Here is a 21,820-nt window from a genome sequence, read left to right as displayed (position 1 = left end):
CCTGCATTCCAACGAGAGGCCGACATGGGCAAGCTCACCACCCACGTGCTCGACACCATGAATGGCTGCCCTGCGGCGGGCATGCTGGTGGCGCTGTACCGTGTCGACGGCGGCCAGCCGACCTTGATCAAGCAGCTCGCGCTGAACCACGACGGCCGCGCCGACGCACCGCTGCTCGACGACACGACGTTCAAGACCGGCACCTACCGCCTAGTCTTCGAGGTGGCGGCCTATTTCAAGGGGCGCGGCGTGAGCCTGCCCGAGCCGCCCTTCGTCGACGCCGTGCCCATCGACTTCGGCCTCGCCAACCCCCTGCAGCACTACCACGTGCCGCTGCTCGCGAGCCCCTGGGCCTACTCCACCTACCGGGGAAGCTGAGGCGTGGACTCGCACCTGCTCGACTGGCTCAACCTGCTGCTGCGCTGGGCCCACGTCATCACGGGCGTGGCCTGGATCGGCGCGTCGTTCTACTTCGTCGCGCTCGACAACAGCCTCACGCCACCTGCCGATCCGAAGGAGCGCGAGAAGGGCATCGGCGGCGAGCTCTGGGCCGTGCACGGCGGCGGCTTCTACCACCAGCAGAAGTACCCGGTGTCGCCCGCGGTGCTGCCTGAACGGCTGCACTGGTCGATGTGGGAGAGCTACTCGACCTGGCTCACCGGCTTTGCGCTCTTCACGGTGCTGTACCTCTTCAACGCGAGCACCTTCCTCATCGACAAGAGCGTGCACGACTGGTCTCCGGCCGCCGCCATCAGCGCGGCGCTCGGCTTCTTCGTCGGCTTCTGGCTGATCTACGACGGCATCTGCCGCGTCTTCGGCCAGCGAAAGAACGGCGATGCCATCGTGGGCGTGCTGGTGTTTGCCTTCGTCATCTTTGCGTCATGGCTGTCGTGCCAGCTCTTCGCGGGGCGCGCGGCCTTCCTGCTGGTGGGCGCGATGCTCGCCACGACCATGAGCGGCAACGTCTTCTTCTGGATCATCCCCGGCCAGCGCAAGGTGGTGGCCGCGCTGCGCGCCGGCGAGCCGGTCGACCCCATCCACGGCAAGCGCGGCAAGCAGCGCAGCGTGCACAACACGTACTTCACGCTGCCGGTGCTGCTCACGATGATCAGCAACCACTACGGCTTTCTCTACACCGGCCCCAACAACTGGGTCACGCTGGTGGTGATGATGCTGGCGGGCGCGCTGATCCGCCAATCGTTCGTGATGCGCCACCGGGCGCATGCGACCGGTCAGCCGGTGCCGTGGTGGTATGCGATGGTGGGCGTGGTGCTGCTGGCCGGCGTCTTCACCGCCACGATGCCGGCCCCCTCGAAGACGCCGGCGGGCGCGCCGCCGGTCGCGTTTGCCGATGTGCAGAAGGTCATCAACGAGCGCTGCGTGATGTGCCACAGCGAGCAGGTGGTGAACAAGGCCATCCAGCTGCACACACCAGAGCTGATCGTGCGCAATGCGCAGGCGGTCTATCAGCAGTCGTCGGTGTTGAAGCTCATGCCGCTCAACAACGCGACGCAGATGACCGATGGCGAGCGTGCGCTGCTGAAGCGCTGGTACGAAGCCGGCGCGAAACCCTAGGCCTTCGCGCGGCGGGTGCTGCGGCCCGGCGGTCCGTCGGGGAGGATGCGGCCGAGCAGCCAGCGCAGCGTGCGCCGCACCGTGGCCACATCGCGCCCCTCCTGCAGATCGAGTGCCGCACGGTCGAAAGCCGCCGAGAGCCAGCCGGTCAGCACATCGAGGTCGACGCCCTTGACGCCCGCCGCCACCAGCCCGGCGCGCAGGGTGCCCTCGGCATTCGCGGCGTCCAGCGCCTGCATCGCTTCGCGGCCCAGTGCGGCCGGTCCTTCCACGAGAAGCAGCCTCGCGCGCCCCGGCACGGCCATCGCCGCCAGGTAGGCATCGCCCCCCGCAAGCAGGGCCTGATCGGCAGGCAGGTCGGCGGGCGACGCGGCGTCGATCTCCGCCGCCACGGCTTCGGCCTCACGCGCCACCACGGCGTGGAAGAGGTCGCGCTTGTCGACGAAATGGTGGTAGAGCGCACCTCGCGTCATGCCGGCGGCGGCACAGACGGCCGGCGTGGCGGTGTCGCCATAGCCGTGTGCCACGAAGAGGGCACGCGCGGCATCGAGCAAGGCGGTTCGAGTGGCCTCGCTGCGTTCAGGGTTGGTGCGGGCGGGTTGCATACGTACAGACTGTATGTTAATTTAAACAAACATACAGCACGTATGTGTATTGGGCGCCAGCCTTTTGCCACCACCCCACAGGAGAACCCGCCATGGCCATCACCAGCTATTACCCCGTCCTCATGACCCGCAACGTCGCCGCCACCGCCAGCTTCTACATGCGGCACTTCGGCTTCGAGGCGCTCTTCACGGCCGACTGGTACGTGCACCTGCAATCGCGCGAAGCCGGCGCGCCCGTGAGCCTGGCCATCCTCGACGCCCGCCACGAGACCATTCCCGCGGCAGGACGCGGTGCCGCCGGCGCCGGGATCCTGCTGAACTTCGAAGTGGACGATGTCGACGCCGAATACGCGCGACTCACCGCCGCCGGCCTGGAGGTGCTGCTGCCCGTGCGCGACGAGGCCTTCGGCCAGCGCCACTTCATCGTGCAGGCACCCGATGGCGTGATGGTCGACGTCATCAAGCCCATACCGCCGAGCGGCGAGTTCGTGCAGCAGTACGCCGAGGCGGCGCTGCCCGGCTGAACAGGCCTAGACGACCACCGGCTCGGGCTCGAGCCGGATGCCGAAGCGGCCGTACACGCTCTCCTGGATTGCCCGGGCGAGCGTCATCACCTCCGAGCCGATCGCGCCGCCACGGTTCACGAGCACCAGCGCCTGCTTCTCGTAGACGCCGGCGCGGCCGACCGTCTTGCCCTTCCAGCCGCAGGCGTCGATCATCCAGCCGGCCGCGAGCTTCATCGTGCCGTCGGGCATGGGGTAGTGCACGATCTCCGGGTCGCGGCCGATGATGTCGCGGCACTGCTCGGGCGTGACCACCGGGTTCTTGAAGAAGCTGCCGGCGTTGCCCACCACCGCCGGGTCGGGCAGCTTGGCACGGCGGATGGCGATGATCCAGTCGTAGACCTGCTGCGGCGTGGGGCGGCCAATGCCGGTCTCGTTCATCTTGCGCTCGATCTCCAGGTAGCCGAGCACCGGCTGCCAGGGCTTGGGCAGCCGGAAGCGCACGCGGGTGATGAGCACCCGGCCGGCCAGCGAGTGCTTGAACTCGCTGTCGCGGTAGCCGAACTTGCACATTTCGGCGCCGAGGGTGACGCTGCGGCCGGTGAGGAGGTCCACGCCGTCGAGCGACTCGAAGCGGTCTTTCACCTCGATGCCGTAGGCGCCGATGTTCTGCACCGGCGAGGCACCGACCGTGCCCGGGATCAGCGCCAGGTTTTCGAGGCCGGGGCAGCCTTGCGCCAGCGTCCAGGTGACGAAGTCGTGCCAGTTCTCGCCCGCGCCAGCCTCGACGATCCAGGCGTTGGCACGTTCCTCGACGATGCGCCGGCCCATCACCTCGACCTTCAGCACCACCTGCGGCATGTCGCGCGTGAGCACGATGTTGCTTCCGCCACCGAGGATGAACTTCGGTGCCGTGCCGAGCTCGGCATGGTCGACCACGCGGCGCACGTCAGCATCGCCGGTGATGCGCACCAGCGTCTGCGCCACGGCCGGAAGGCCGAAGCTGTTGTACGGTTTCAGGCTCACGCCCGATTCGATTTGCATGAGAGAATTTTCACCGATCCTGCCTTCAAGAAGACCCTTGACATGCCAAGCTTTGACGCCGTTCTGGAACCCAATCTTGTCGAGGTCCGCAATGCGGTCGACCAGACCTCCAAGGAAATCGGCACGCGCTTCGATTTCAAGGGCTCGTCGGCCAAGGTCGAGCTGAAGGAAGAGGAACTGACGGTCTACGCCGACAGCGACTTCCAGATCAACCAGGTGCTCGACATCCTGCTGGCCAAGATGACCAAGCGCAACGTCGACATCCGTTTCCTCGACCGCAGCGCCAAGATCGAGAAGATCGGCGGCGACAAGGTGAAACAGAAGATCACGGTCAAGAGTGGCATCGATTCCGACACGGCAAAAAAGATCCAGACCGTCGTCAAACAAAGCAAGATGAAGGTGCAGGCTGCGATCCAGGGCGACACCGTCCGGGTGACCGGCGGCAAGCGCGACGACCTCCAGGCGGCGATCGCGCTCATCCGCAAGGAGATCGCCGATGCGCCGTTGTCGTTCAACAATTTCCGTGACTGAGATGAACCGTTGCTTGGCAGCGCTCGTGCTGCTGTGCGCGGGCGTCGCTTCGGCGCAGACCGTCTCGATGAGCGGGCGTCTCGGCGACAAGGCCTTGCTGATGATCGACGGCAGCCCGCGCACGGTGGCGGTCGGCGCCACGGTGCAGGGCGTGAAGCTGGCGTCGCTCACCTCCGAGGGCGCGGTGGTCGAACTGGCGGGCAAGCGCTACACGGTGCCGATGGGCGGAACGCCGGTGAGCCTGGGCGCCGGTGGCGGGGGAAGCGACGGCGGTACGCGCGTGGTGCTCACCGCGGGCTCGGGTGGGCACTTCATGAGCACCGGCGCCATCAACGGCAAGCCCGTGGAATTCATGGTCGACACGGGTGCCACGACGGTCGCCCTGAGTGCGGTCGACGCCGACCGCATCGGGCTCAAGTACAAGGACGGCCAGCGCGGCCTGGCCAGCACGGCCGGTGGCGTGGTGCCGGTCTACCGGGTGAACCTCACCTCGGTGCGGGTGGGCGAGGTCACGGTCTATGGTGTCGACGCCACCGTCGTCCAGGCCCAGATGCCCTTCGTGCTGCTGGGCAACAGCTTCCTCAGCCGTTTCCAGATGACGCGCGTCAACGACATGATGACGCTCGAGAAGCGGCCCTGAGCCGCGGCGCCACCCTCAGGCGAGCTTCACCCACACCGGCGCATGGTCGCTGGCCTTCTCCTTGCCACGGGTCTCGCGGTCGACATTGGCGTCGACCAGCCGCCTGGCGAGGTCGGGCGTGAGCAGCAGGTGGTCGATGCGAAAGCCCGCATTGCGTTGCCAGCGCTGGCGCATGTAGTCCCAGAAGGTGTAGACCGGCTCGGTCGGGCGTACCTGGCGGATGGCGTCCGTCCAGCCCTGCTCGAGCATCTTGAAGTAGGCCGCGCGGCTCTCGGGCTGGGTGAGCGCGTCCTTGGTCCATGAGGCGGGCGAGTAGATGTCTTTTTTCTCGTCGGTCGGGATCACGTTGTAGTCGCCGCAGAGCACGGTGGGCTTGCCTTCGGCGAGCAGGGTGGCCGAATGGGCGATGAGGCGGTCGAACCACTTCAGCTTGTAGTCGAACTTCGGGCCCGGTTGGGGGTTGCCGTTGGGGAGGTAGAGGCAGCCGACCACGATGCCGTGGACCTCGGCCTCGATGTAGCGGCTGTGGCTGTCGTCGGGGTCGCCGGGCAGGCCGCGGCGGCGTTCCACCGGCTTGGTGCCCTTGGCGAGGATGGCCACGCCGTTGAAGGACTTCTGGCCGTGCCAGATGGCCTCGTAGCCGGCCTCGCGCAGGGCCTCGGCCGGGAACTTGTCGTCCGGCGTCTTCAGCTCCTGCAGGCAGGCCACGTCGGGCGAGGTCTCGGCCAGCCACTCCAGCAGGCGGGGCTGGCGGGCGTTCATGCCGTTGATGTTGAAGGTGGCGATCTTCATGGGCGAGGCCAGGGTCCGGGGAGTGTGGAAGAGGGCGCATTGTGGCCTCTTGAAGCTGGCCACGTTGCCACCATGTCCGTGTCATGAATGCTGTCACCCGCACCCTTCCCGAGAGTTTCCGCGTTCTGCTGACCCTGGCCCAGTTGCTGGAGCGCATGGAACGCAAGCTCGTTCCCATGGCCGCCGACCAGTACCGCTCGGTGGTCGACCACCTGTCGAAGGAACTGGCCGAGGTGCCGCCCGGCGAAGACCTCGACTTCTTGCTGCAGGCCTTCCCGGCCACGGCGGAGCTGTACGAGAACCTCCAGTACGCCCATGCCGGGCTGTGCCGGTCGTCGCTCGACGCCTCGCTGGCGGCGGAATTGCAGGCGCGCGATATCCTCAAGCGGCTCTGAGCCGCAAGGTGCGCGCGCACCGACAATCCGCGCATGAAACTGAGTCAGGTGCTGTACACGCAGGGCTTCGGCGCCCGGCGTGAATGCGAAGGTCTTGTCGCCACCGGCCACGTGCGCATCGGCGGCGTGGTGCACGACGACCCGTTCGAAGACGTCGAAACCGAAGGCCTGGTCTTCAGCGTGCGGGGCGAGGAGTGGGCGTACCACGCCAAGGCCCTGCTGATGATGCACAAGCCGAAGAACGTGGAGTGCTCGCAGAAGCCCAAGCACCACCTGAGCGTCTACAGCCTGCTGCCCGCGCCGCTGCGCAGGCGCGACGTGCAGAGCATCGGCAGGCTCGACGAAGACACGACCGGCCTCTTGCTCTTCACCGACGATGGGGCGCTGATCCACCGCCTCACCTCGCCCAAGAAGCACGTGCCCAAGGTCTACGAGGTGACGTGCAAGCACCCCGTCACGCCCGAGCAGGTGCAGCGCCTGCTGGAAGGCGTGAAGCTCGTTGACGACCCCGCCACCGTGCAGGCCGCCGCTGCCGAGGCCACGGGCGAAACCACGCTGCGCCTCACGCTCACCGAAGGCAAGTACCACCAGGTCAAGCGCATGCTGGCGGCCGTGGGCAACCGCGTCGAAGGCCTGCACCGCAGCGCCTTCGGCAAGCTCGTGCTGCCGGCCGACCTGGCGCCCGGGCAGTGGCGCTGGCTGAGCAGCCCGGACCTGATCTGATGCGCGACAAACTGCCCGCCGAAGGTGACAGCAGCGCGGCGATCACCGCCTGATAATCCCGGCCCATGCAAGTTTTTCGAGGCATTCACCACCCCGGCATCGCACCGGCCTGCGCGCTGACCATCGGCAACTTCGACGGCGTGCACCGCGGCCACCAGGCCATGCTCGCACTGCTGCGCTCCGAGGCCCAGCACCGAGGCCTGCCCTCGTGCGTGATGACCTTCGAGCCGCACCCGCGCGACTACTTCGCTCACCTGGCCGGCAAGCCCGAGCTCGCGCCCACGCGCATCGCCACGCTGCGCGACAAGCTCTCCGAGCTCGAGCGCTGCGGCATCGACCAGGTGGTCGTGCTGCGCTTCGACAAGCCGCTCGCCACGCAGCCCGCGCAATCCTTCATCGACGACATGCTGGTGCGTGGCCTCGGCGTGCGCTACGTGCTGGTCGGCGACGATTTCCGCTTCGGCGCCAAGCGTGCGGGTGACTACGCGATGCTCGACGCGGCCGGCAGCGCGCAGGGCTTCGACGTGGCGCGCATGAACAGCTACGAGGTGCACGGGCTGCGCGTGTCCAGCTCCGCGGTGCGCGAGGCGCTGGCCGCGGGCGACATGGGCAAGGCGGCCGAGCTGCTGGGCCGGCCCTACTGCATCAGCGGCCACGTGGTGCATGGCAAGAAGCTCGGGCGCGACCTGGGCTTTCGCACGCTCAACGTGCGCTTCCGTCACCCCAAGCCGGCGGCGATGGGCATCTTCGCCGTGCGGGTGAAGGGGCTGGTCGGCCAACCGGTGAACGGGGTCGCGAGCCTGGGCGTGCGCCCGACCGTCGACGACTCCGGCCGCGTGCTGCTGGAAGTGCACTGCCTGGATTGGCCCGACAGCCTGGGCCTCGAAGGCGGCTACGGCCGCTGCGTGCAGGTGGAGCTCTTGCACAAGCTGCACGACGAGCGGCGCTACGACTCGCTCGACGCGCTGCGTGCGGGGATCGCACAGGACGAGACGGACGCCCGCACCTGGCTCGCCGCGCACGGCGGTTGAGCTGCTTCAGGCCGGCTGACGTTCGTGCCGGCTCTGGTGCCGGAAGTCGCTGGGCGTGAGCCCGGTGTGTGCGCGGAACACGCGGCTGAAATGCGCCGCGTTCGAGAACCCGAAGGCGAGCGCGATCTCGGTGATGGAGCGGCCCGCCAGCTGCGGGTCGGCAAAGGCGGCACGGCAGGCGTCGATGCGGCGTGCGAGCACGAAGCCGGCGATGCCGTCGGGCTCGTCTGAAAACGCGTTGTAGAGCTGGCGACGGCTCGCGCCCAGGGCGAGCGCGATGCGGTCGACCGAGAGCGACGGATCGCCCAGGTGGCGCAGCACGTGCTGCTTGATGCGCTCGCGCAGCGCCTCGCGTTGCGTCACCGCGGTCGCGCGGCCCGACAGGTCGAGCAGGGACAGGTGCACGCACTGCGTGATCACGTCGCCCAGGTGATGCGCCGCTTCGTCCGACATGCCGGGCAGCTCGCGCCAGGCGCTGCGCATGGTCTCGAGCGCCACGCGCGCGATGCCGCCTTGTGCGCCGAGCCGGCGAGCCATCAGCTCGTCGATCGCGAGGCCCCGCTCGGCCAGGTGCGACTTCGGCACCATCACGATCAGGTGTTCCACCGGCACCGGGTTGGAGACGGCGTAGGTGTCGGTCGTGTCGTAGATGCTCCACTCGCCCGGCGACACCCAGGCCTCACGGCCCTTCTGCTCGACGCCCGCGCAGCCGTGGAAGGGCGCCACGATCTTGAGGTAGCCCATCTCGCTGCCGCGCACCTGGGCCGACGAGCGCATCACACGGTGGCGGTTGGATTCCAGTCTTGTCAGGATCACGTCGCCGGCGCGCGCGCTGGCGATGTGGCCTTCGAAGTCGGTGTCGCCGTAGAGGTCGGAGCGCAGGCCGTGGAAGAGGCGGTTGATCCAGTCCGTCCAATAGGGCACGCGCTCGCGTGCCGAGACCTCGTCGGTGCTCATGGAGGAGGGGGCGGCGGTCATGGGGCGGATTATGGGAAGCAGGGTGCCGGCGTGGTGCGCTCGAGGCGCGCCGCTAGGGAAACTCCGGGGCACACTTGCACGAATCGTCAAGCGCGCCGGCATGGCTGGCAAAGCACCGGGCAGGGTCTCTTCCTACGATCCCGGTCACACGATGGGCTGCGTTCGACGGCTCGCGTCCACACCGCAAGGAGACACCCATGCGCCACGATCCGCCCCTCGCCCACGCGTCCACCGAAGAGTCCACGCCCACATCCGTCCGGCCGACACGCCGCCGTGTCGTGCAGGGCCTCGCCGCCGGTGCTGGCGCGCTGGCCTTCCCCGCGCTCGCGCAGCCGAAGGACGGCCCGGTGCGCATCGGCTACGCGATCGCCCGCACCGGCCCCTGGGCTGGCGGCGCGCAGGTGAGCCAGGAGCCCAACTACCTGCTCTGGGCCGAGCAGCAAAACGCCGCAGGCGGCCTGAGCGTGAAGGGCACCAAGCGCCCGATCGAGCTCATCTCCTTCGACGACCGCAGCGAGATCGAGACCTGCGTGCGCACCTACGAGAAGCTCATGGGCAGCGACAAGGTCGACCTCGTGCTGCCGCCCTGGGGCAGCAACGCCAACTTCGCCGTCGCACCGCTGGCCAACCGCTTCAGCTACCCCTTCCTCGCACCCACCGCGTTATCCAAGCGCCTGGTCGAGATGAAGCTGCCGTACTTCTTCCTGCTGCTGCAGCAGCCCGGGCCGATGACGGTGGCGCTGGTCGACATGCTCAAGGCGAGCGGCGTGAAGTCCATCGCCTGCATCTACGTCGACGACCTCTTCGGCCTGGAGAACTACGCCGCGCTCAAGGTGGCGCTCAGCGGCAGCGGCATCTCGCTGGTGGAAGACAAGAGCTACCCCGCCGGCGTGAAGGACCTGGGGCCGGTGCTGCGGAGCATCAAGGACAAGAACCCCGACGCCTTCGTCGGCTTCACCTACCCGCCCGACACCATCCTCGCGAGCAAGCAGGCCAAGGAGATCGGCTTCAACCCGAAGTTCTTCTACGCCTCGGTGGGCACGGCCTTCCAGCTCTACCGCAACGTGATCACCGCGCCGGGGGCCGAGGGCGTGCTGGGCATGGGCTCGTGGAACGCCAAGACCAGCCCCGGCGCCAAGGCCTACTTCGACGCGCACACAAAGAAGTTCAACGGCAAGGAGCCCGACCGCTGGGCCAGCGGCCACTGCTGGGCGGGCCTGGAGATCCTCACGCAGGCGGTGGCCAAGGTGGGCCTGGACCGCAAGGCCATCCGCGACCACGTGGCCAACCACGAGCACAGCACCATCATCGGCAAGGTGAAGTTCACCGGCAGCGAGAACACGGCGACGCCGGGCTCGGTCGGCCAGTGGCAGAACGGCGAGTTCGAAGTGGTGTGGCCGAAGAGCATGGCCACCGCCGCGTTGAACCCGGCCAAGCCGGCCTGGAAGTGAGACGCCGGCCTTGTCGTTCCACGCCTGGTTCGAGCTGATCGCCTCGGGGCTCATCACCGGCGGCGTGTACGCGGTGGTGGCCCTGGGCCTCAACCTGCAGTACGGGCTGATGCGCATCCTGAACGTCGCCCATGGCGAGTTCATGGTGCTTGGCGCCTATCTCACCTGGGCGGCGCATGCGGCCTTCGGCGTGTCGCCGCTCGTGATGCTGCCGGTGTCGTTCATCGCGCTGGCGTTGATCGGCCTGGCGGTGCATCGCTTGTGCTTCCGCCGGCTCACCGCCACCACGCCCGACCTCGATGTCTTCGAGGCGCGCGGGCTGATGGTGTCGTTCGGCCTGATGTTCCTGGTGCAGAACTTCGTGTCCTTCGTGTGGGGCGGCGACCTGCGCGGCTACGACTACCTCACCGACCCGGTGGCGATCGGCGGGGCGCAGTTCGCGGGCAACAAGCTGCTGGTCTTCGGGCTGGCGGTCGCGGTGTCGCTCGGGCTCATCGTGCTCTTGCGGCAGACCTTGCTCGGCAAGGGCGTGCGTGCGCTGATGCAGTCGCCCACCGGCGCGCGGCTCGTGGGCATCGCCACCGACAAGCTGCACCCGGCGATGTTCGGCGTGGGGCTGGGGCTGTCGGGCGTGGCGGGTTGCCTGCTGTCGATGACCTACACCATCAGCCCCGCGATGGGCGAGCCCTACACGGTGACGGCACTGATCGTCATCACGCTCGGTGGCTTCGGCAGCATGGGGGGTGCGCTCGCGGGCGCGCTGGTGCTCGGCGTGGTGGAGGCGGTGGGCATGCATTTCACGAGCCCCTCGCTCAAGGCGCTGCTCTCGTACACGGTGTTCATCGTGGTGCTGCTGTGCCGGCCCAAGGGCTTGTTCGCCAAATGAACACCTCCTCGTCTTCCTCGCGCGACTGGCTCGTGCTCATCGCCCTGACCGGCTGGGGCCTGGCGCTGCCCGGCTATGCGAGCGAGTTCGTCACCTCGCTCGCGCTCACCTGCCTGATGTACGTGGCGCTGTCGTCGAGCTGGGCGCTCTTTTGCGGCAGCACGCGCTACCTGTCGCTCGCCACCGCCGCCTTCTTCGGCATCGGGGCCTACAGCGGTGCGCTGGCGCTCGAGCATGCGCCGTGGCTGGTGTGCGTGGCGCTGGGTGCGGCGCTCGCCGCGTTCGTGGCCGTGGTGATGGGCCTCTTGGTGCTGCACCTGCGCGGCACCTACTTCGCGGTGCTCACCTTCGGCATGACCGAGCTGATCCGCCATGCGGTGACCGCCTTCGAGAAGAAGGTGAGCGGTACCGTCGGGCGCGTGCTCACCGTGGTGCCCGAGACGCAGACGGTCTACCTCACCGTGCTCGGGCTCGCGGTGCTGGCGGTGGCGACCTCCATCGTGCTCAGGCGCACCCGCTTCGGGCTCGCGCTCTCGGGCATCGGCGCCGACGAGCAGCGCGCGCAGACGCTCGGCGTCAACACCCGCTGGGTCAAGGTGGGCGGCTTTGCGCTGACGGCCGCATTCGCCGGCGCGGTGGGCGCCGCGATGTCGGTGCGCTGGACCTACATCGACCCGGTCACCGTGTTCAACCCCTTCATCGGCTTCCAGACGGTGCTCATCGCGCTCGTGGGCGGCGCGCTCACGCTGTGGGGGCCGCTGGTCGCGGCCATCGTGTTCAGCGTGCTGGCCGAGACGCTGCGCCTGCAGGTGCCGCAGCTCTACATGATGGCGCTGGGCCTGCTGCTGATCCTCTCGGTGCTCTACCTGCCGAACGGGCTGGCCTCGATCAGGTGGGCGTCGATCAAGGCGCGCGTGTGGCAAGGAGGCGGCCGTGGCTGAGGTGCTGCTGCAAGCCGAGGCCATCAGCGTGCGATTCGGCGGGCTGGTGGCGGTGGACGCCGTCGACGCCGCATTCCATGCGGGCGAGCTGGTCGGCATCATCGGCCCCAACGGCGCGGGCAAGACCACCTTCTTCAACGCGATCTCGGGCGTGATCCCGCCGACCGGCGGCCGGCTCGTGCTCGAAGGGCGCAACCTTGCGGGCCAGGCGCCGCATCGTTTTGCGGCCGCGGGCGTGGCGCGCACCTTCCAGACGCCGCGTGTGTTCGGCGCGATGACGGTCGCGGCCAACATCGACTTCGGGCTGCAGTTCGCGGGCCGGCGTCATGCGCGCAGCACCAGCGTGCCGTATGCGCTGCGCTCGGTGGAGAGCATCCTCGTCCTGGTCGGCCTCGCGCACCTGGCCGAGCTGCCGGCGGCCGCGATCACGCCCTCGCAGCAGCGCCTGCTGGAAATCGGCATGGCCTTGTCGACCCGCCCGCGCCTGCTGCTGCTCGACGAAGTGGCCGCCGGCCTGACCGAATCGGAAGTGGAAGCGATGGCGCAGCTCATTGGCCGCCTGCGGCGCGAGCTCGGCCTCGCGGTGGTGTGGATCGAACACGCGGTGACCACGCTGCTGCGCCACGTCGAGCGGGTGATCGTGCTGCACCAGGGCCGGAAGATTGCCGATGCGCCACCGCAGGAGGTGGTGCGCGACGCCGGCGTGATCGAGGCTTACCTCGGCGACGAGATGGAGGCCACGCCATGATGGACTGGCGGCCGGAGCCCTTCGTGCTCGGCGGATCGGGCCGGGCCCACCTGCGCGTGCAGGGCCTGTCGGCGGGCTATGGCGCCTTCCTCGTGCTGCGCAACCTGGCGCTCGAAGCGCGGCCGGGGCTCACGGTGATCCTCGGGCCGAATGGCGCGGGCAAGACGACGCTGCTCAAGTCGCTCGCCGGCCTGATCCCGCGGCAGGGCGAAGCCACCGTCGACGGCGTGGCCCTGCCCACCGAGCCCGACCGGGTGGTGGCGGCCGGCGTGGCGCTCGTCGCCGAAGGCCGGCAGCTGTTCCCGCAGATGAGCGTGCGCGAGAACCTCGAACTCGGCGGCTGGCTCGTGCCCAAGGCCGAGCGCGCTCGCCGGCTGGAACAAGCCTTTGCCGACTTTCCCAAGCTGCGCGAGCGTGCCACCCAGATGGCCGGCACCATGAGCGGCGGCGAGCAGCAGATGGTGGCGGTGGCCCGCGCCATGATGAGTGCGCCGCGCCTCCTGATGCTCGACGAGCCTTCGCTGGGCCTCGCGCCCCGCATGGTCGACGAGCTGCTCGCCATCGCCCGCCGCATCGCCGACGCCGGCACCACCGTGCTGATGGTCGAGCAGAACGTGAAGAAGGCGCTCGCCGTGGCCGACCGTGGTTACGTGCTGGAGCGTGGTGTGCTGGTGGCCAGTGGCCCCGCTGTCTTGCTTGCACGCTCGTCGATCGTGCGTGAAGCCTATCTTGGCGCGCCGGCCGCGGCTGCGGCGCGCCCCATCCCCGCCTGAAGGAGAAGTTGCCATGTCAGACCTGTCCATGCTCATCAACGGCCTCGCCGTCAACGCCGAGCGCGGCGCCACCTTCGAACGACGCAACCCGCTGGACGGCAGCGTGGCCACACGCGCGCCGGCCGCGTCGCCCGCCGATGCGGTGATGGCCGTGGAAGCGGCGGCCACCGCCTTCCCGGCCTGGGCCGCGATCGGCCCGAGCGAGCGTCGTGCGCTCTTGCTCAAGGCCGCCGACCGCCTGGAAGCGAAGACGCCACAGTTCTGCGAAGCCGTGCCGGCCGAGACCGGCGCCACCGCCATGTGGGCCGGCTTCAACGTGCACCTGGCCGCCGGCATGATCCGCGAGGCCGCGGCGCTCACCACGCAGGTGGCGGGCGAGGTGATCCCGTCCGACGTGCCGGGCTCGCTCGCGATGGGCGTGCGCCAGCCGGCCGGCGTGGTGCTGGGCATCGCGCCGTGGAACGCGCCGGTGATCCTGGGCACGCGCGCCATCGCCACGCCGCTGGCCTGCGGCAACACGGTGGTGCTGAAGGGCAGCGAGAACTGCCCGCGCACGCACCAGTTGATCGTCGAGTCGTTCCTGGAGGCGGGCTTTCCGGCCGGCGTCGTCAACTACGTGACCAATGCGCCGGCCGATGCGGCGACGGTCGTCGAGGCCATGGTGGCCCACCCGGCGGTGCGGCGCGTCAACTTCACCGGCTCCACCCGCGTCGGCAAGCTGATCGCGATGACCTGCGCCAAGTACCTGAAGCCGGTGGTGCTGGAACTCGGCGGCAAGGCGCCGCTCGTGGTGCTCGACGACGCCGAGATCGACGACGCGGTGAATGCGGCGGCCTTCGGCTGTTTCGCCAACTCGGGCCAGATCTGCATGAGCACCGAGCGCATCGTGGTCGATGCCAAGGTGGCCGACGACTTCGTGCGCCGCTTCGCCACCAAGGCCAAGTCGCTGCCACTCGGCGACCCGCGCAAGCCCGAGCCGGTGGTGCTGGGCTCGGTGGTGGGCATGCCCACCGTCGAGCATTGCAATGCGCTGATCGACGACGCGCTGGCCAAGGGCGCGAAGCTCGTCTGTGGCGGCAAGGCCGACTCCACGCTGATGCCCGCCACGCTGCTCGACCACGTCACGCCCGCCATGCGCATCTACCGCGAAGAGACCTTCGGGCCGGTCAAGGCCATCGTGCGCGTCGACGGCATCGAAGAGGCCATCGCCTGTGCCAACGACAACGAGTACGGCCTGTCGGCGGCGGTGTTCGGCCGCGACATCGCGCGTGCCTTCAACGTGGCGCGGCGCATCGACTCCGGCATCTGCCACGTCAACGGCCCGACGGTGCACGACGAGGCGCAGATGCCCTTCGGTGGCGTGAAGGGCAGCGGCATCGGCCGCTTCGGCGGCAAGGCCGGCATTGCCGAGTTCACCGAGCTGCGCTGGATCACGGTGCAGACGACGCCCCGGCACTACCCGTTCTGAGCCTCGGCGGGCCGGGCGGCCCTCGGGGGATGGGGCTTTAGAATCCGGGGATGGTCTCTCCCAGCGCCCGACTCATGCCTTTGATGCGCCTTGCGCAGGGGCATGCCCGCACGCGCCGGCAGACCACGCGCGATCGAATTCGGCGCGCCTGACCGCCGCTTGCGCGGCCCGCTGCTGTTTGCGCTGGCCACTCCCCTTGCTTTCCCCAGGCGGGCGCTGCGCCCCAGACGGTGCCGCCATCCCCGCCCCACGCCGACATGACCACCGAATCGAAAGCCGCTCCCGACTACCGCAGCACCCTCAACCTGCCCGACACCCCGTTCCCCATGCGCGGCGACCTGCCCAAGCGCGAGCCGGGCTGGGTCAAGGAATGGGAGCAGCAGGGCATCTACAAGCGCCTGCGCGAGGCACGCCACGGCGCGCCGAAGTTCGTGCTGCACGACGGCCCGCCGTATGCGAACGGCCAGCTGCACATGGGCCACGCCGTCAACAAGATCCTGAAGGACATGATCACCAAGGCGCGCCAGCTCAAGGGCTTCGACGCGCTCTACGTGCCCGGCTGGGACTGCCACGGCCTGCCGATCGAGAACCAGATCGAGAAGACCTTCGGCCGTGGCCTGCCGCGCGATGAGGTGCAGGCCAAGAGCCGCGCCTATGCCACCGAGCAGATCGCGCAGCAGATGGTCGACTTCAAGCGCCTGGGCGTGCTGGGCGACTGGGAGCACCCGTACCGCACGATGGACTTCGGCAACGAGGCGGGCGAGATCCGCGCGCTGAAGCGGGTGATGGAGCGGGGCTTCGTCTACCGCGGGCTGAAGCCGGTCTACTGGTGCTTCGACTGCGGCTCGTCGCTGGCCGAGTTCGAGATCGAGTACGCCGACAAGAAATCGCAGACGGTCGACGTCGCCTTCCTCGCGGCCGAGCCGCAGAAGCTCGCCGCCGCATTCGGCCTGGCGTCGCTCCCGAAAGACGCCTTCGCCGTCATCTGGACCACCACCGCCTGGACGATCCCCGCCAACCAGGCGCTCAACGTCGGCCCCACGATCGACTACGCGCTGGTCGACACCGGCGAGCGGCTGCTGGTGCTGGCGACCGCGCTGGTCGACAAGTGCCTGGAGCGCTACGGCCTGACGGGCCAGGTGATCGCCACTGCCAAGGGCGCGGCACTGGAAGGCCTGAACTTCCGCCACCCGCTTGCCCATGTGCACCCAGGCTACGACCGGCTCTCGCCCGTCTACGCCGCCGAATACGCCACCGACGCCGACGGCACGGGCATCGTGCACTCGTCGCCCGCCTATGGCGTGGACGACTTCAACTCCTGCCGCGCACACGGCCTGGCGGTCGACGACATCCTGAACCCGGTGCAGGGCAATGGCGTGTACGACGCCGCGCTGCCGCTTTTCGGCGGTCAGCACATCTGGAAGGCGGCGCCGCTGGTGGCCGATGCGCTGCGCGACGCCGGCCGCCTGCTCGCGTCGTCGAACCTCGTGCACAGCTACCCGCACTGCTGGCGCCACAAGACGCCGGTGATCTACCGCGCCGCGGCCCAGTGGTTCGTGCGCATGGACGAAGGCGAGGGCGTGTTCACGAAAGACAAGGCACCCAAGACCCTGCGCCAGACCGCGCTCGAAGCGATCGACCAGACCGGCTTCTACCCGGAGAACGGCCGGGCCCGCCTGCGCGACATGATCGCCAACCGGCCCGACTGGTGCATCAGCCGCCAGCGCAGCTGGGGCGTGCCGCTGCCCTTCTTCCTGCACAAGGACACCGGTGAACTGCACCCCGACACCCTCGAGTTCATGGACCGCGCGGCGGCCATCGTCGAGAAGGGCGGCATCGAGGCCTGGTCCAAGCTGGACCCGGCGGAATGGCTGGGCGCTGATGGTGAACATTCGGCGGCGAACTACACCAAGAGCAACGACATCCTCGACGTGTGGTTCGACTCCGGCTCGACCTTCTTCCACGTGCTGCGCGGCAGCCATGAAGGCGGTCGCCACGAGACCGGCCCCGAGGCCGACCTCTACCTCGAAGGCCACGACCAGCACCGCGGCTGGTTCCACTCGTCGTTGCTCATCGCCTGCGCGCTCGAAGGGCGGGCGCCGTACCGCGGCCTCTTGACCCACGGCTTCACGGTCGACAGCCAGGGCCGCAAGATGAGCAAGAGCCTCAAGAACGGCATCGAGCCGCAGGAGGTGAGCAGCAAGCTCGGCGCCGAGATCATCCGCCTGTGGGTGGCCGCCTCCGACTACTCGGGCGACATCGCCGGCGACGACAAGATCCTCGCGCGGGTGGTCGATGCGTACCGCCGCATCCGCAACACGTTGCGCTTCCTGCTCGCCAACACGAGCGACTTCGATCCGAAGAAGGATGCCGTGCCGCTGGCCGAGATGCTGGAGATCGACCGCTACGCGCTCGCCCGCGCATCAGCCTTCCAGCAGGAGGTGCTGGCGCACTACGAGGTCTACGAATTCCACCCGGTGGTCGCCAAGCTGCAGGTCTACTGCAGCGAGGACCTGGGCGCGTTCTATCTCGATGTGCTGAAGGACCGGCTCTACACGACGGCGCCGAAGTCGCATGCCCGCCGCAGCGCGCAGACGGCGCTCTGGCACATCACGCACGCGATGCTGCGCTGGATGGCGCCCTTTCTGAGCTTCACCGCCGAAGAGGCGTGGAAGGTGTTTGCGCCCGGCCAGTCGCCGTCGATCTTCACCGAGGTCTACAGCGACGTCTCGGCCTGGGCCGATGAGGCGCTGGTCGCGAAGTGGAATCGCATCCACGAAGTGCGCGACCTCGCCAACAAGGAAATCGAAGCCGTGCGCACCGAAGGCAAGCTGGGCTCGTCGCTGCAGGCCGAACTCGACATCACGGCTGCGGCCGATGACCACGCGCTGCTGGCCTCGCTCGGCGACGACCTGAAGTTCGTGACCATCACCTCGGTGGCACGCCTGCTCGAAGGCGCGGGCCTGTCGGTCAAGGTCACACCGTCGACGGCGCCCAAGTGCGAGCGCTGCTGGCACTACCGCGACGACGTGGGCCATGACCCTGCCCACCCCACGATCTGCGGCCGCTGCACGAGCAACCTCTTCGGCGCGGGCGAACCCCGCAAGGTGGCCTGACGATGGCAACCCAGAAGGCCAAGCTGCTGCCGTGGCTCGCGATCGCCGCCGTGGTGATCGTGCTCGACCAGATCACCAAGACGCTGATCCTGCAGCACTACCAGTACGGCGACAGCACCTACATCACCTCGTTCTTCAACATCGTGCGGGCGCACAACACCGGCGCGGCGTTCTCGTTCCTGGCCAGTGCCTCGGGCTGGCAGCGCTGGTTCTTCATCGGGCTCGGCTTTGCGGCCGCGATCTTCATCGTCTGGATGCTGCGCTCGCACGGCGGCCAGAAGATGTTTGCCTGGGCGCTGTCGCTCATCCTCGGGGGCGCACTGGGCAACGTGATCGACCGCATGCTGCACGGCTACGTGGTCGACTTCATCCAGGTGCACTGGGGTGCGACGTATTACTTCCCGTCGTTCAATGTCGCCGACAGCGCCATCACGGCGGGTGCGGCATTGCTGATCCTCGACGAACTGCTGCGAGTCCGCCGAGGCCGCTGAGTCAGATCAGCCGAAGTGGCAGATGTAGTGCAAGGTCTGCGTCACTTCGATGTCGAAGTGCGACTTGCCCGGCACCTTGAACGACTGCCCTGCCGAATACGGCAGCCAGCTGTCGCTGCCGGCGTACTTCACGCGGCACACGCCTTCCACCAGCTCCATCACTTCCGGCTCGCCGGTGCTGAAGCGCAGGGACGAGGGCAGGATCACGCCCACGCTCTTCTTGGTGCCGTCGGGCAACTCGATGCTGTGCGAGACGCACTTGCCGTCGAAGTAGACGTTGGCGCGGGTGGTGACGGTGGCGTTGATCTTGTCGGTCATGGCGTGGCCTTGCGGAAAAAGGCGCCATTCTAGGGACGCCCGTTCCGCTAGCGCGCGGCGGTTCTCGGCACGACCTGCGCGGCCTGTGCATCGGCGTCGAACACCAGGCTGCCCGGCCACGCGGGCCACGGTGGCCCGGCCTGGCCCGCGTTGGGGTCGCCCCGGTGCACGAACGCGCCCAGCCGCTGCTGCATGGCCCGTGACAGGGTGATGCGGCCGGGCTCGTTGTGCCGCGTGAATGCGATGCGCGAGTAGAGCGAGGGCCCGAAGTTGCCGAAGACGAAGGGCAGGTCGAAGGTGTGCGCGGCGCCGAAGATCGTGTCGAAGGGCGCTGGCAGTTCGTCCCACTCGAACTCGTAGTTCCAGACCTGCGGCTGGTGCGAGCGCACGGCGTCGAGCACGTCGTTGCGGATCGCGCTGAACCACAGCCGGTCGAGCTCGCGGGCCCGTGCGTCGTAGCCGGTGCCGGGGGTGGCCGCGGGCAGGTAGGCCTGCGGGATCCACTGCGCCAGGCTCGTCTGCGGCGGCGCCTCGGCGTCGTAGCGGAAGGCCAGCTTGAACACCGCCGCATCGTCGAGCAGGCGCCCGCTGGTGCCGCCCAGGTCGGGGCGCAGCGCGAAGAGCTGCGGGAAGAGCTTGGTCTCGTCGCGTGTGTGGCCCGCGAGCACGGGCACCTGCACGTAGCGGCCGGCGCGGATCGCGGCGATCGGGTCGGGCGCGAGCACCCAGCCGTCGGCAATCGGGTTCGACGCCGCCATGCCACGCGCGGCGAGCCGCGTGCGCACCACGCCCAGCAGCGCATCCGCGGAGCGTTCGCGCAGCCAGGCGGCCATGTCGGCGGTGCCGCGTTCGGCGGCCAGCTTGCGGGCGGCCGCTTCGTCGGCGGCCAGGCCTGCGGCCACCATCGATTCGGCCATCAGCGCCTCGCCGCGTGTGGCCCACACGGCGCGTGGCAGCACGCCGGGGATGGCGCCGCGCGGCAGCGTGGCGGCCGTCGAGATGCCGCCGCTCAATGCGAGCACGCGGTGGAACAGGGGCGTGGCGCGCTCGGCCAGCATGGGCGAGGACAGCAGCGCATACACGTTCACCGCGCCGGCCGACTGGCCCATCAGCGTGACCCGCGATGCGTCGCCCCCGAACGCCCCGATGTTCGTGGCCACGAATTCCAGCGCCTTGACGATGTCGAGCAGCGCGAAGTTGCCCGAGTCTTCCGCCCGGTCTCCGGTCTTGAGCGCGGCGAGGTCGAGGAAGCCGAAGACGCCGAGCCGGTAGTTCACCGACACCACCACCACGTCCTGTGCACGGGCGAGGGCGGCGCCGTCGTAGATGGGATCGGCGGTGTAGCCGGTGATGTTGCTGCCGCCGTGCACGAACACGATCACCGGGCGTGGTGTCGCGGGCCGCGAGGCGGGTGTCCAGATGTTGAGGTAGAGGCAGTCTTCCGAGCCCACCGTCTGGCCGAGCGTGCTGCCGATGGTCTCGTCGTAGCGGTTGTTCAGGCCCGGCCCGTAGAGGCGGCCGGTTTGCGCGCAGGCCGGGGCGAAGCGGGTGGCATCGCGCGGCGCGGTCCATCGCTCGGGCGACTGGGGCGAGCGCCAGCGCAACTTGCCCGTCGGCGCCTGGGCGTACGGCACGCCCTTCCAGTGCCAGCTGCCGCTCACGGCCGAGTCGTCGACGCCGACCACCGGCCCCCACTCGGTTTGGCGTTGCATGGCCGGTGCACCCGGCATGACGCCTGCGCAGCCGGCGATCACCACCGTGGCGAGCAGGCCGCTCGTGCAGCGCAGGGCTGCTGTCAGGAAGGTGGCCGTGTTCATTCGGGAGTGATGTTGGCGGCCTTGATCACCTGCGCCCACTTGCGTGTCTCGCTCTGGATGAACGCGGCAAAGGCGGCGGGCGTTCCGCCGCGCGGCTGCAGGCCGACGGCTTCGGCCTTCTTGCGGATCTCGGCGTCGGCGAGCACGGCGTTCGTCTCGGCGTTGAGCCGCTGCACGATGGCCGCCGGGGTGCCGGCCGGAACCATCAGGCCGTACCAGCCGTAGCCCACCACGCTCGGCAGGCCCGACTCGCGCAGCGTCGGTGCCTGCGGGTAGAGCGGCGCGCGTTCTTCGTTCGCCACCGCCAATACGCGCAGCTTGCCGGCCTGCACATGCGGCACCGCCGTCGAGATGGCGGTGAGCGTGGCGTCGAGCCGACCGGCGAGCAGGTCGGTGTAGGCCTGCGCATCCCCGCGGAACTGGGCCACCACGCCCTTCGTGCCGGCCGCGCGCATCAGCAGTTCGGCGGTGAGGTGCGGCGCCGAGCCGTTGCCCGGCGAGCCGAAGGTCAGACCCTTGGGGTTGGACTTTCCGTACTCGATGAACTCGGCCACCGTCTTGTACGGTGCGCTCGCGTTCACGATCAGGAAGAGCGGCGCGATCGCCGTGCTCACCACCGCCTCGAAGCTCTTGTGTGCGTCGTAGGGCAGCTTGGGGTAGAGCGCCTCGCCGATGGCGATGGGCGCGGCGGCGTGCAGCACGGTGTAGCCGTCGGGCGCGGCGCGCGCCACGTACTCGTTGGCGATGCGCGTTCCGGCGCCGGCCTTGTTCTCCACGGTGAACGTCTGCCCGAGGCGCGCCGCGAGCGCGTCGGCGAGCAGGCGCGTGAGGATGTCGTTCGAGCCGCCCGCGCCGTAGGGCGCCACGAGATTGATCGACCGGCTCGGCCAGGCCTGCGCGTGCGTGGCCCCGGCTCGGGCCACGCCGAGGGCGGCGAGGCTGCTGCCCATCAGGGTGCGTCGGGTGATCGGCATGGTGTCTCCTGTTGTGGGTC

The 21,820-nt window shown here is 68.9% G+C and carries 23 protein-coding genes; 16 read left to right on the top strand and 7 right to left on the bottom strand.

Going from position 1 to position 21,820, the window contains the following annotated elements; genetic code table 11:
• Nucleotides 1-24: 24 nt before the first annotated feature.
• Both uraH and JI745_RS07220 read left to right on the top strand, forming a co-directional pair.
• Nucleotides 25-378 carry a hydroxyisourate hydrolase gene (gene uraH / locus JI745_RS07225; RefSeq protein WP_201805003.1) on the top strand — a complete coding sequence of 118 codons (354 nt, stop codon included), beginning with the start codon at nt 25-27 and terminating at the stop codon, nt 376-378.
• Nucleotides 379-381: 3 nt separating this feature from the next.
• Nucleotides 382-1,575 (top strand): urate hydroxylase PuuD, encoded by a 1,194-nt coding sequence (locus tag JI745_RS07220; RefSeq protein WP_201804996.1) that lies wholly within the window; start codon nt 382-384, stop codon nt 1,573-1,575.
• Here the strand turns inward: JI745_RS07220 and JI745_RS07215 are convergent.
• Entirely contained in the window at nt 1,572-2,180 is a 609-nt protein-coding gene (locus tag JI745_RS07215; protein ID WP_201804994.1) for a TetR/AcrR family transcriptional regulator, read from the bottom strand. The genes JI745_RS07220 and JI745_RS07215 overlap by 4 nt on opposite strands.
• A 92-nt stretch (nt 2,181-2,272) precedes the next feature.
• On the opposite strand from JI745_RS07215, the gene JI745_RS07210 reads away from it, so the two are divergent.
• Nucleotides 2,273-2,704 (top strand): VOC family protein, encoded by a 432-nt coding sequence (locus JI745_RS07210; RefSeq protein ID WP_201804992.1) that lies wholly within the window; start codon nt 2,273-2,275, stop codon nt 2,702-2,704.
• 6 nt (nt 2,705-2,710) lie between these two features.
• On the opposite strand, the gene murB is transcribed toward JI745_RS07210, so the two are convergent.
• Nucleotides 2,711-3,727: a UDP-N-acetylmuramate dehydrogenase gene (gene murB / locus JI745_RS07205; protein ID WP_201804986.1), complete on the bottom strand. Its 1,017-nt coding sequence runs from the start codon at nt 3,725-3,727 to the stop codon at nt 2,711-2,713.
• 42 nt (nt 3,728-3,769) lie between these two features.
• Here murB and JI745_RS07200 point away from each other — a divergent pair, with 42 nt between their 5' ends.
• Complete coding sequence (locus JI745_RS07200; RefSeq protein WP_201804983.1) at nt 3,770-4,258, top strand: YajQ family cyclic di-GMP-binding protein; 489 nt, start codon at nt 3,770-3,772, stop codon at nt 4,256-4,258.
• 1 nt (nt 4,259) lies between these two features.
• A complete protein-coding gene (locus tag JI745_RS07195; RefSeq protein ID WP_201804981.1) occupies nt 4,260-4,898 on the top strand; it encodes a TIGR02281 family clan AA aspartic protease in 639 nt (212 codons plus the stop codon).
• 15 nt (nt 4,899-4,913) lie between these two features.
• On the opposite strand, the gene xth is transcribed toward JI745_RS07195, so the two are convergent.
• Nucleotides 4,914-5,690 carry an exodeoxyribonuclease III gene (gene xth / locus JI745_RS07190; protein ID WP_201804979.1) on the bottom strand — a complete coding sequence of 259 codons (777 nt, stop codon included), beginning with the start codon at nt 5,688-5,690 and terminating at the stop codon, nt 4,914-4,916.
• A gap of 83 nt (nt 5,691-5,773) precedes the next feature.
• Between xth and JI745_RS07185 the strand changes: the two genes are divergently transcribed.
• The 3 genes from JI745_RS07185 to JI745_RS07175 all read left to right on the top strand — a co-directional run bounded on the left by JI745_RS07185 (nt 5,774) and on the right by JI745_RS07175 (nt 7,839).
• Nucleotides 5,774-6,085, top strand: coding sequence for a hypothetical protein (locus tag JI745_RS07185; protein ID WP_201804978.1), 312 nt, complete (start codon nt 5,774-5,776; stop codon nt 6,083-6,085).
• Between the two features lie 33 nt (nt 6,086-6,118).
• Nucleotides 6,119-6,808, top strand: a complete 690-nt coding sequence (locus tag JI745_RS07180) for a pseudouridine synthase (RefSeq protein ID WP_201804976.1) — start codon at nt 6,119-6,121, stop codon at nt 6,806-6,808.
• 65 nt (nt 6,809-6,873) lie between these two features.
• Complete coding sequence (locus tag JI745_RS07175; RefSeq protein ID WP_201804974.1) at nt 6,874-7,839, top strand: bifunctional riboflavin kinase/FAD synthetase; 966 nt, start codon at nt 6,874-6,876, stop codon at nt 7,837-7,839.
• A 6-nt stretch (nt 7,840-7,845) separates the two neighbouring features.
• On the opposite strand, the gene JI745_RS07170 is transcribed toward JI745_RS07175, so the two are convergent.
• Nucleotides 7,846-8,817, bottom strand: a complete 972-nt coding sequence (locus JI745_RS07170) for a helix-turn-helix domain-containing protein (RefSeq protein ID WP_201804972.1) — start codon at nt 8,815-8,817, stop codon at nt 7,846-7,848.
• A 197-nt stretch (nt 8,818-9,014) separates the two neighbouring features.
• Between JI745_RS07170 and JI745_RS07165 the strand changes: the two genes are divergently transcribed.
• From JI745_RS07165 to lspA, 8 genes are all read left to right on the top strand, one after another.
• Nucleotides 9,015-10,268 (top strand): amino acid ABC transporter substrate-binding protein, encoded by a 1,254-nt coding sequence (locus JI745_RS07165; RefSeq protein ID WP_201804971.1) that lies wholly within the window; start codon nt 9,015-9,017, stop codon nt 10,266-10,268.
• A gap of 10 nt (nt 10,269-10,278) precedes the next feature.
• A complete protein-coding gene (locus JI745_RS07160) occupies nt 10,279-11,154 on the top strand; it encodes a branched-chain amino acid ABC transporter permease (protein WP_201804969.1) in 876 nt (291 codons plus the stop codon).
• Complete coding sequence (locus JI745_RS07155) at nt 11,151-12,095, top strand: branched-chain amino acid ABC transporter permease (RefSeq protein WP_201804967.1); 945 nt, start codon at nt 11,151-11,153, stop codon at nt 12,093-12,095. Before JI745_RS07160 ends, JI745_RS07155 begins: the two co-directional genes overlap by 4 nt.
• Nucleotides 12,088-12,843, top strand: coding sequence for an ABC transporter ATP-binding protein (locus JI745_RS07150; protein ID WP_201804966.1), 756 nt, complete (start codon nt 12,088-12,090; stop codon nt 12,841-12,843). Before JI745_RS07155 ends, JI745_RS07150 begins: the two co-directional genes overlap by 8 nt.
• Nucleotides 12,840-13,616, top strand: coding sequence for an ABC transporter ATP-binding protein (locus JI745_RS07145; RefSeq protein ID WP_201804965.1), 777 nt, complete (start codon nt 12,840-12,842; stop codon nt 13,614-13,616). Before JI745_RS07150 ends, JI745_RS07145 begins: the two co-directional genes overlap by 4 nt.
• Nucleotides 13,617-13,629: 13 nt before the next feature.
• On the top strand, nt 13,630-15,084 hold the full coding sequence (locus tag JI745_RS07140; RefSeq protein ID WP_201804964.1) for an aldehyde dehydrogenase: 1,455 nt from the start codon (nt 13,630-13,632) through the stop codon (nt 15,082-15,084).
• Nucleotides 15,085-15,341: 257 nt separating this feature from the next.
• Nucleotides 15,342-18,200 (top strand): isoleucine--tRNA ligase, encoded by a 2,859-nt coding sequence (gene ileS, locus JI745_RS07135; protein WP_201804963.1) that lies wholly within the window; start codon nt 15,342-15,344, stop codon nt 18,198-18,200.
• A 2-nt stretch (nt 18,201-18,202) separates the two neighbouring features.
• Nucleotides 18,203-18,691, top strand: coding sequence for a signal peptidase II (lspA, locus tag JI745_RS07130; RefSeq protein ID WP_201804961.1), 489 nt, complete (start codon nt 18,203-18,205; stop codon nt 18,689-18,691).
• Between the two features lie 6 nt (nt 18,692-18,697).
• On the opposite strand, the gene JI745_RS07125 is transcribed toward lspA, so the two are convergent.
• Genes JI745_RS07125 through JI745_RS07115 form a run of 3 tightly spaced genes read right to left on the bottom strand, consistent with a single transcriptional unit; the run spans nt 18,698 to nt 21,800 of the window.
• Nucleotides 18,698-19,009: a pyrimidine/purine nucleoside phosphorylase gene (locus tag JI745_RS07125; RefSeq protein ID WP_201804960.1), complete on the bottom strand. Its 312-nt coding sequence runs from the start codon at nt 19,007-19,009 to the stop codon at nt 18,698-18,700.
• A gap of 47 nt (nt 19,010-19,056) precedes the next feature.
• Nucleotides 19,057-20,826: a carboxylesterase/lipase family protein gene (locus tag JI745_RS07120; protein WP_201804959.1), complete on the bottom strand. Its 1,770-nt coding sequence runs from the start codon at nt 20,824-20,826 to the stop codon at nt 19,057-19,059.
• Nucleotides 20,823-21,800 carry a tripartite tricarboxylate transporter substrate binding protein gene (locus JI745_RS07115; RefSeq protein WP_201804957.1) on the bottom strand — a complete coding sequence of 326 codons (978 nt, stop codon included), beginning with the start codon at nt 21,798-21,800 and terminating at the stop codon, nt 20,823-20,825. The genes JI745_RS07120 and JI745_RS07115 overlap by 4 nt, the downstream gene beginning before the upstream one ends.
• Between the last annotated feature and the right edge of the window lie 20 nt (nt 21,801-21,820).

This window comes from Piscinibacter sp. HJYY11 (genome assembly GCF_016735515.1).
Lineage (GTDB): Bacteria > Pseudomonadota > Gammaproteobacteria > Burkholderiales > Burkholderiaceae_C > Rhizobacter.
Note: the sequence above shows the minus strand (reverse complement) of the source record. Positions and strands in the feature narration are given on the sequence as shown.

Coding starts and splice junctions, on each gene's coding strand:
- uraH (WP_201805003.1), top strand. CDS start 25: ATGGGCAAGCTCACCACCCACGTGCTCGACACCATGAATGGCTGCCCT.
- JI745_RS07215 (WP_201804994.1), bottom strand. CDS start 2,180: ATGCAACCCGCCCGCACCAACCCTGAACGCAGCGAGGCCACTCGAACC.
- JI745_RS07210 (WP_201804992.1), top strand. CDS start 2,273: ATGGCCATCACCAGCTATTACCCCGTCCTCATGACCCGCAACGTCGCC.
- murB (WP_201804986.1), bottom strand. CDS start 3,727: ATGCAAATCGAATCGGGCGTGAGCCTGAAACCGTACAACAGCTTCGGC.
- JI745_RS07200 (WP_201804983.1), top strand. CDS start 3,770: ATGCCAAGCTTTGACGCCGTTCTGGAACCCAATCTTGTCGAGGTCCGC.
- JI745_RS07195 (WP_201804981.1), top strand. CDS start 4,260: ATGAACCGTTGCTTGGCAGCGCTCGTGCTGCTGTGCGCGGGCGTCGCT.
- xth (WP_201804979.1), bottom strand. CDS start 5,690: ATGAAGATCGCCACCTTCAACATCAACGGCATGAACGCCCGCCAGCCC.
- JI745_RS07185 (WP_201804978.1), top strand. CDS start 5,774: ATGAATGCTGTCACCCGCACCCTTCCCGAGAGTTTCCGCGTTCTGCTG.
- JI745_RS07180 (WP_201804976.1), top strand. CDS start 6,119: ATGAAACTGAGTCAGGTGCTGTACACGCAGGGCTTCGGCGCCCGGCGT.
- JI745_RS07175 (WP_201804974.1), top strand. CDS start 6,874: ATGCAAGTTTTTCGAGGCATTCACCACCCCGGCATCGCACCGGCCTGC.
- JI745_RS07170 (WP_201804972.1), bottom strand. CDS start 8,817: ATGACCGCCGCCCCCTCCTCCATGAGCACCGACGAGGTCTCGGCACGC.
- JI745_RS07165 (WP_201804971.1), top strand. CDS start 9,015: ATGCGCCACGATCCGCCCCTCGCCCACGCGTCCACCGAAGAGTCCACG.
- JI745_RS07155 (WP_201804967.1), top strand. CDS start 11,151: ATGAACACCTCCTCGTCTTCCTCGCGCGACTGGCTCGTGCTCATCGCC.
- JI745_RS07145 (WP_201804965.1), top strand. CDS start 12,840: ATGATGGACTGGCGGCCGGAGCCCTTCGTGCTCGGCGGATCGGGCCGG.
- JI745_RS07140 (WP_201804964.1), top strand. CDS start 13,630: ATGTCAGACCTGTCCATGCTCATCAACGGCCTCGCCGTCAACGCCGAG.
- ileS (WP_201804963.1), top strand. CDS start 15,342: ATGACCACCGAATCGAAAGCCGCTCCCGACTACCGCAGCACCCTCAAC.
- lspA (WP_201804961.1), top strand. CDS start 18,203: ATGGCAACCCAGAAGGCCAAGCTGCTGCCGTGGCTCGCGATCGCCGCC.
- JI745_RS07125 (WP_201804960.1), bottom strand. CDS start 19,009: ATGACCGACAAGATCAACGCCACCGTCACCACCCGCGCCAACGTCTAC.
- JI745_RS07120 (WP_201804959.1), bottom strand. CDS start 20,826: ATGAACACGGCCACCTTCCTGACAGCAGCCCTGCGCTGCACGAGCGGC.
- JI745_RS07115 (WP_201804957.1), bottom strand. CDS start 21,800: ATGCCGATCACCCGACGCACCCTGATGGGCAGCAGCCTCGCCGCCCTC.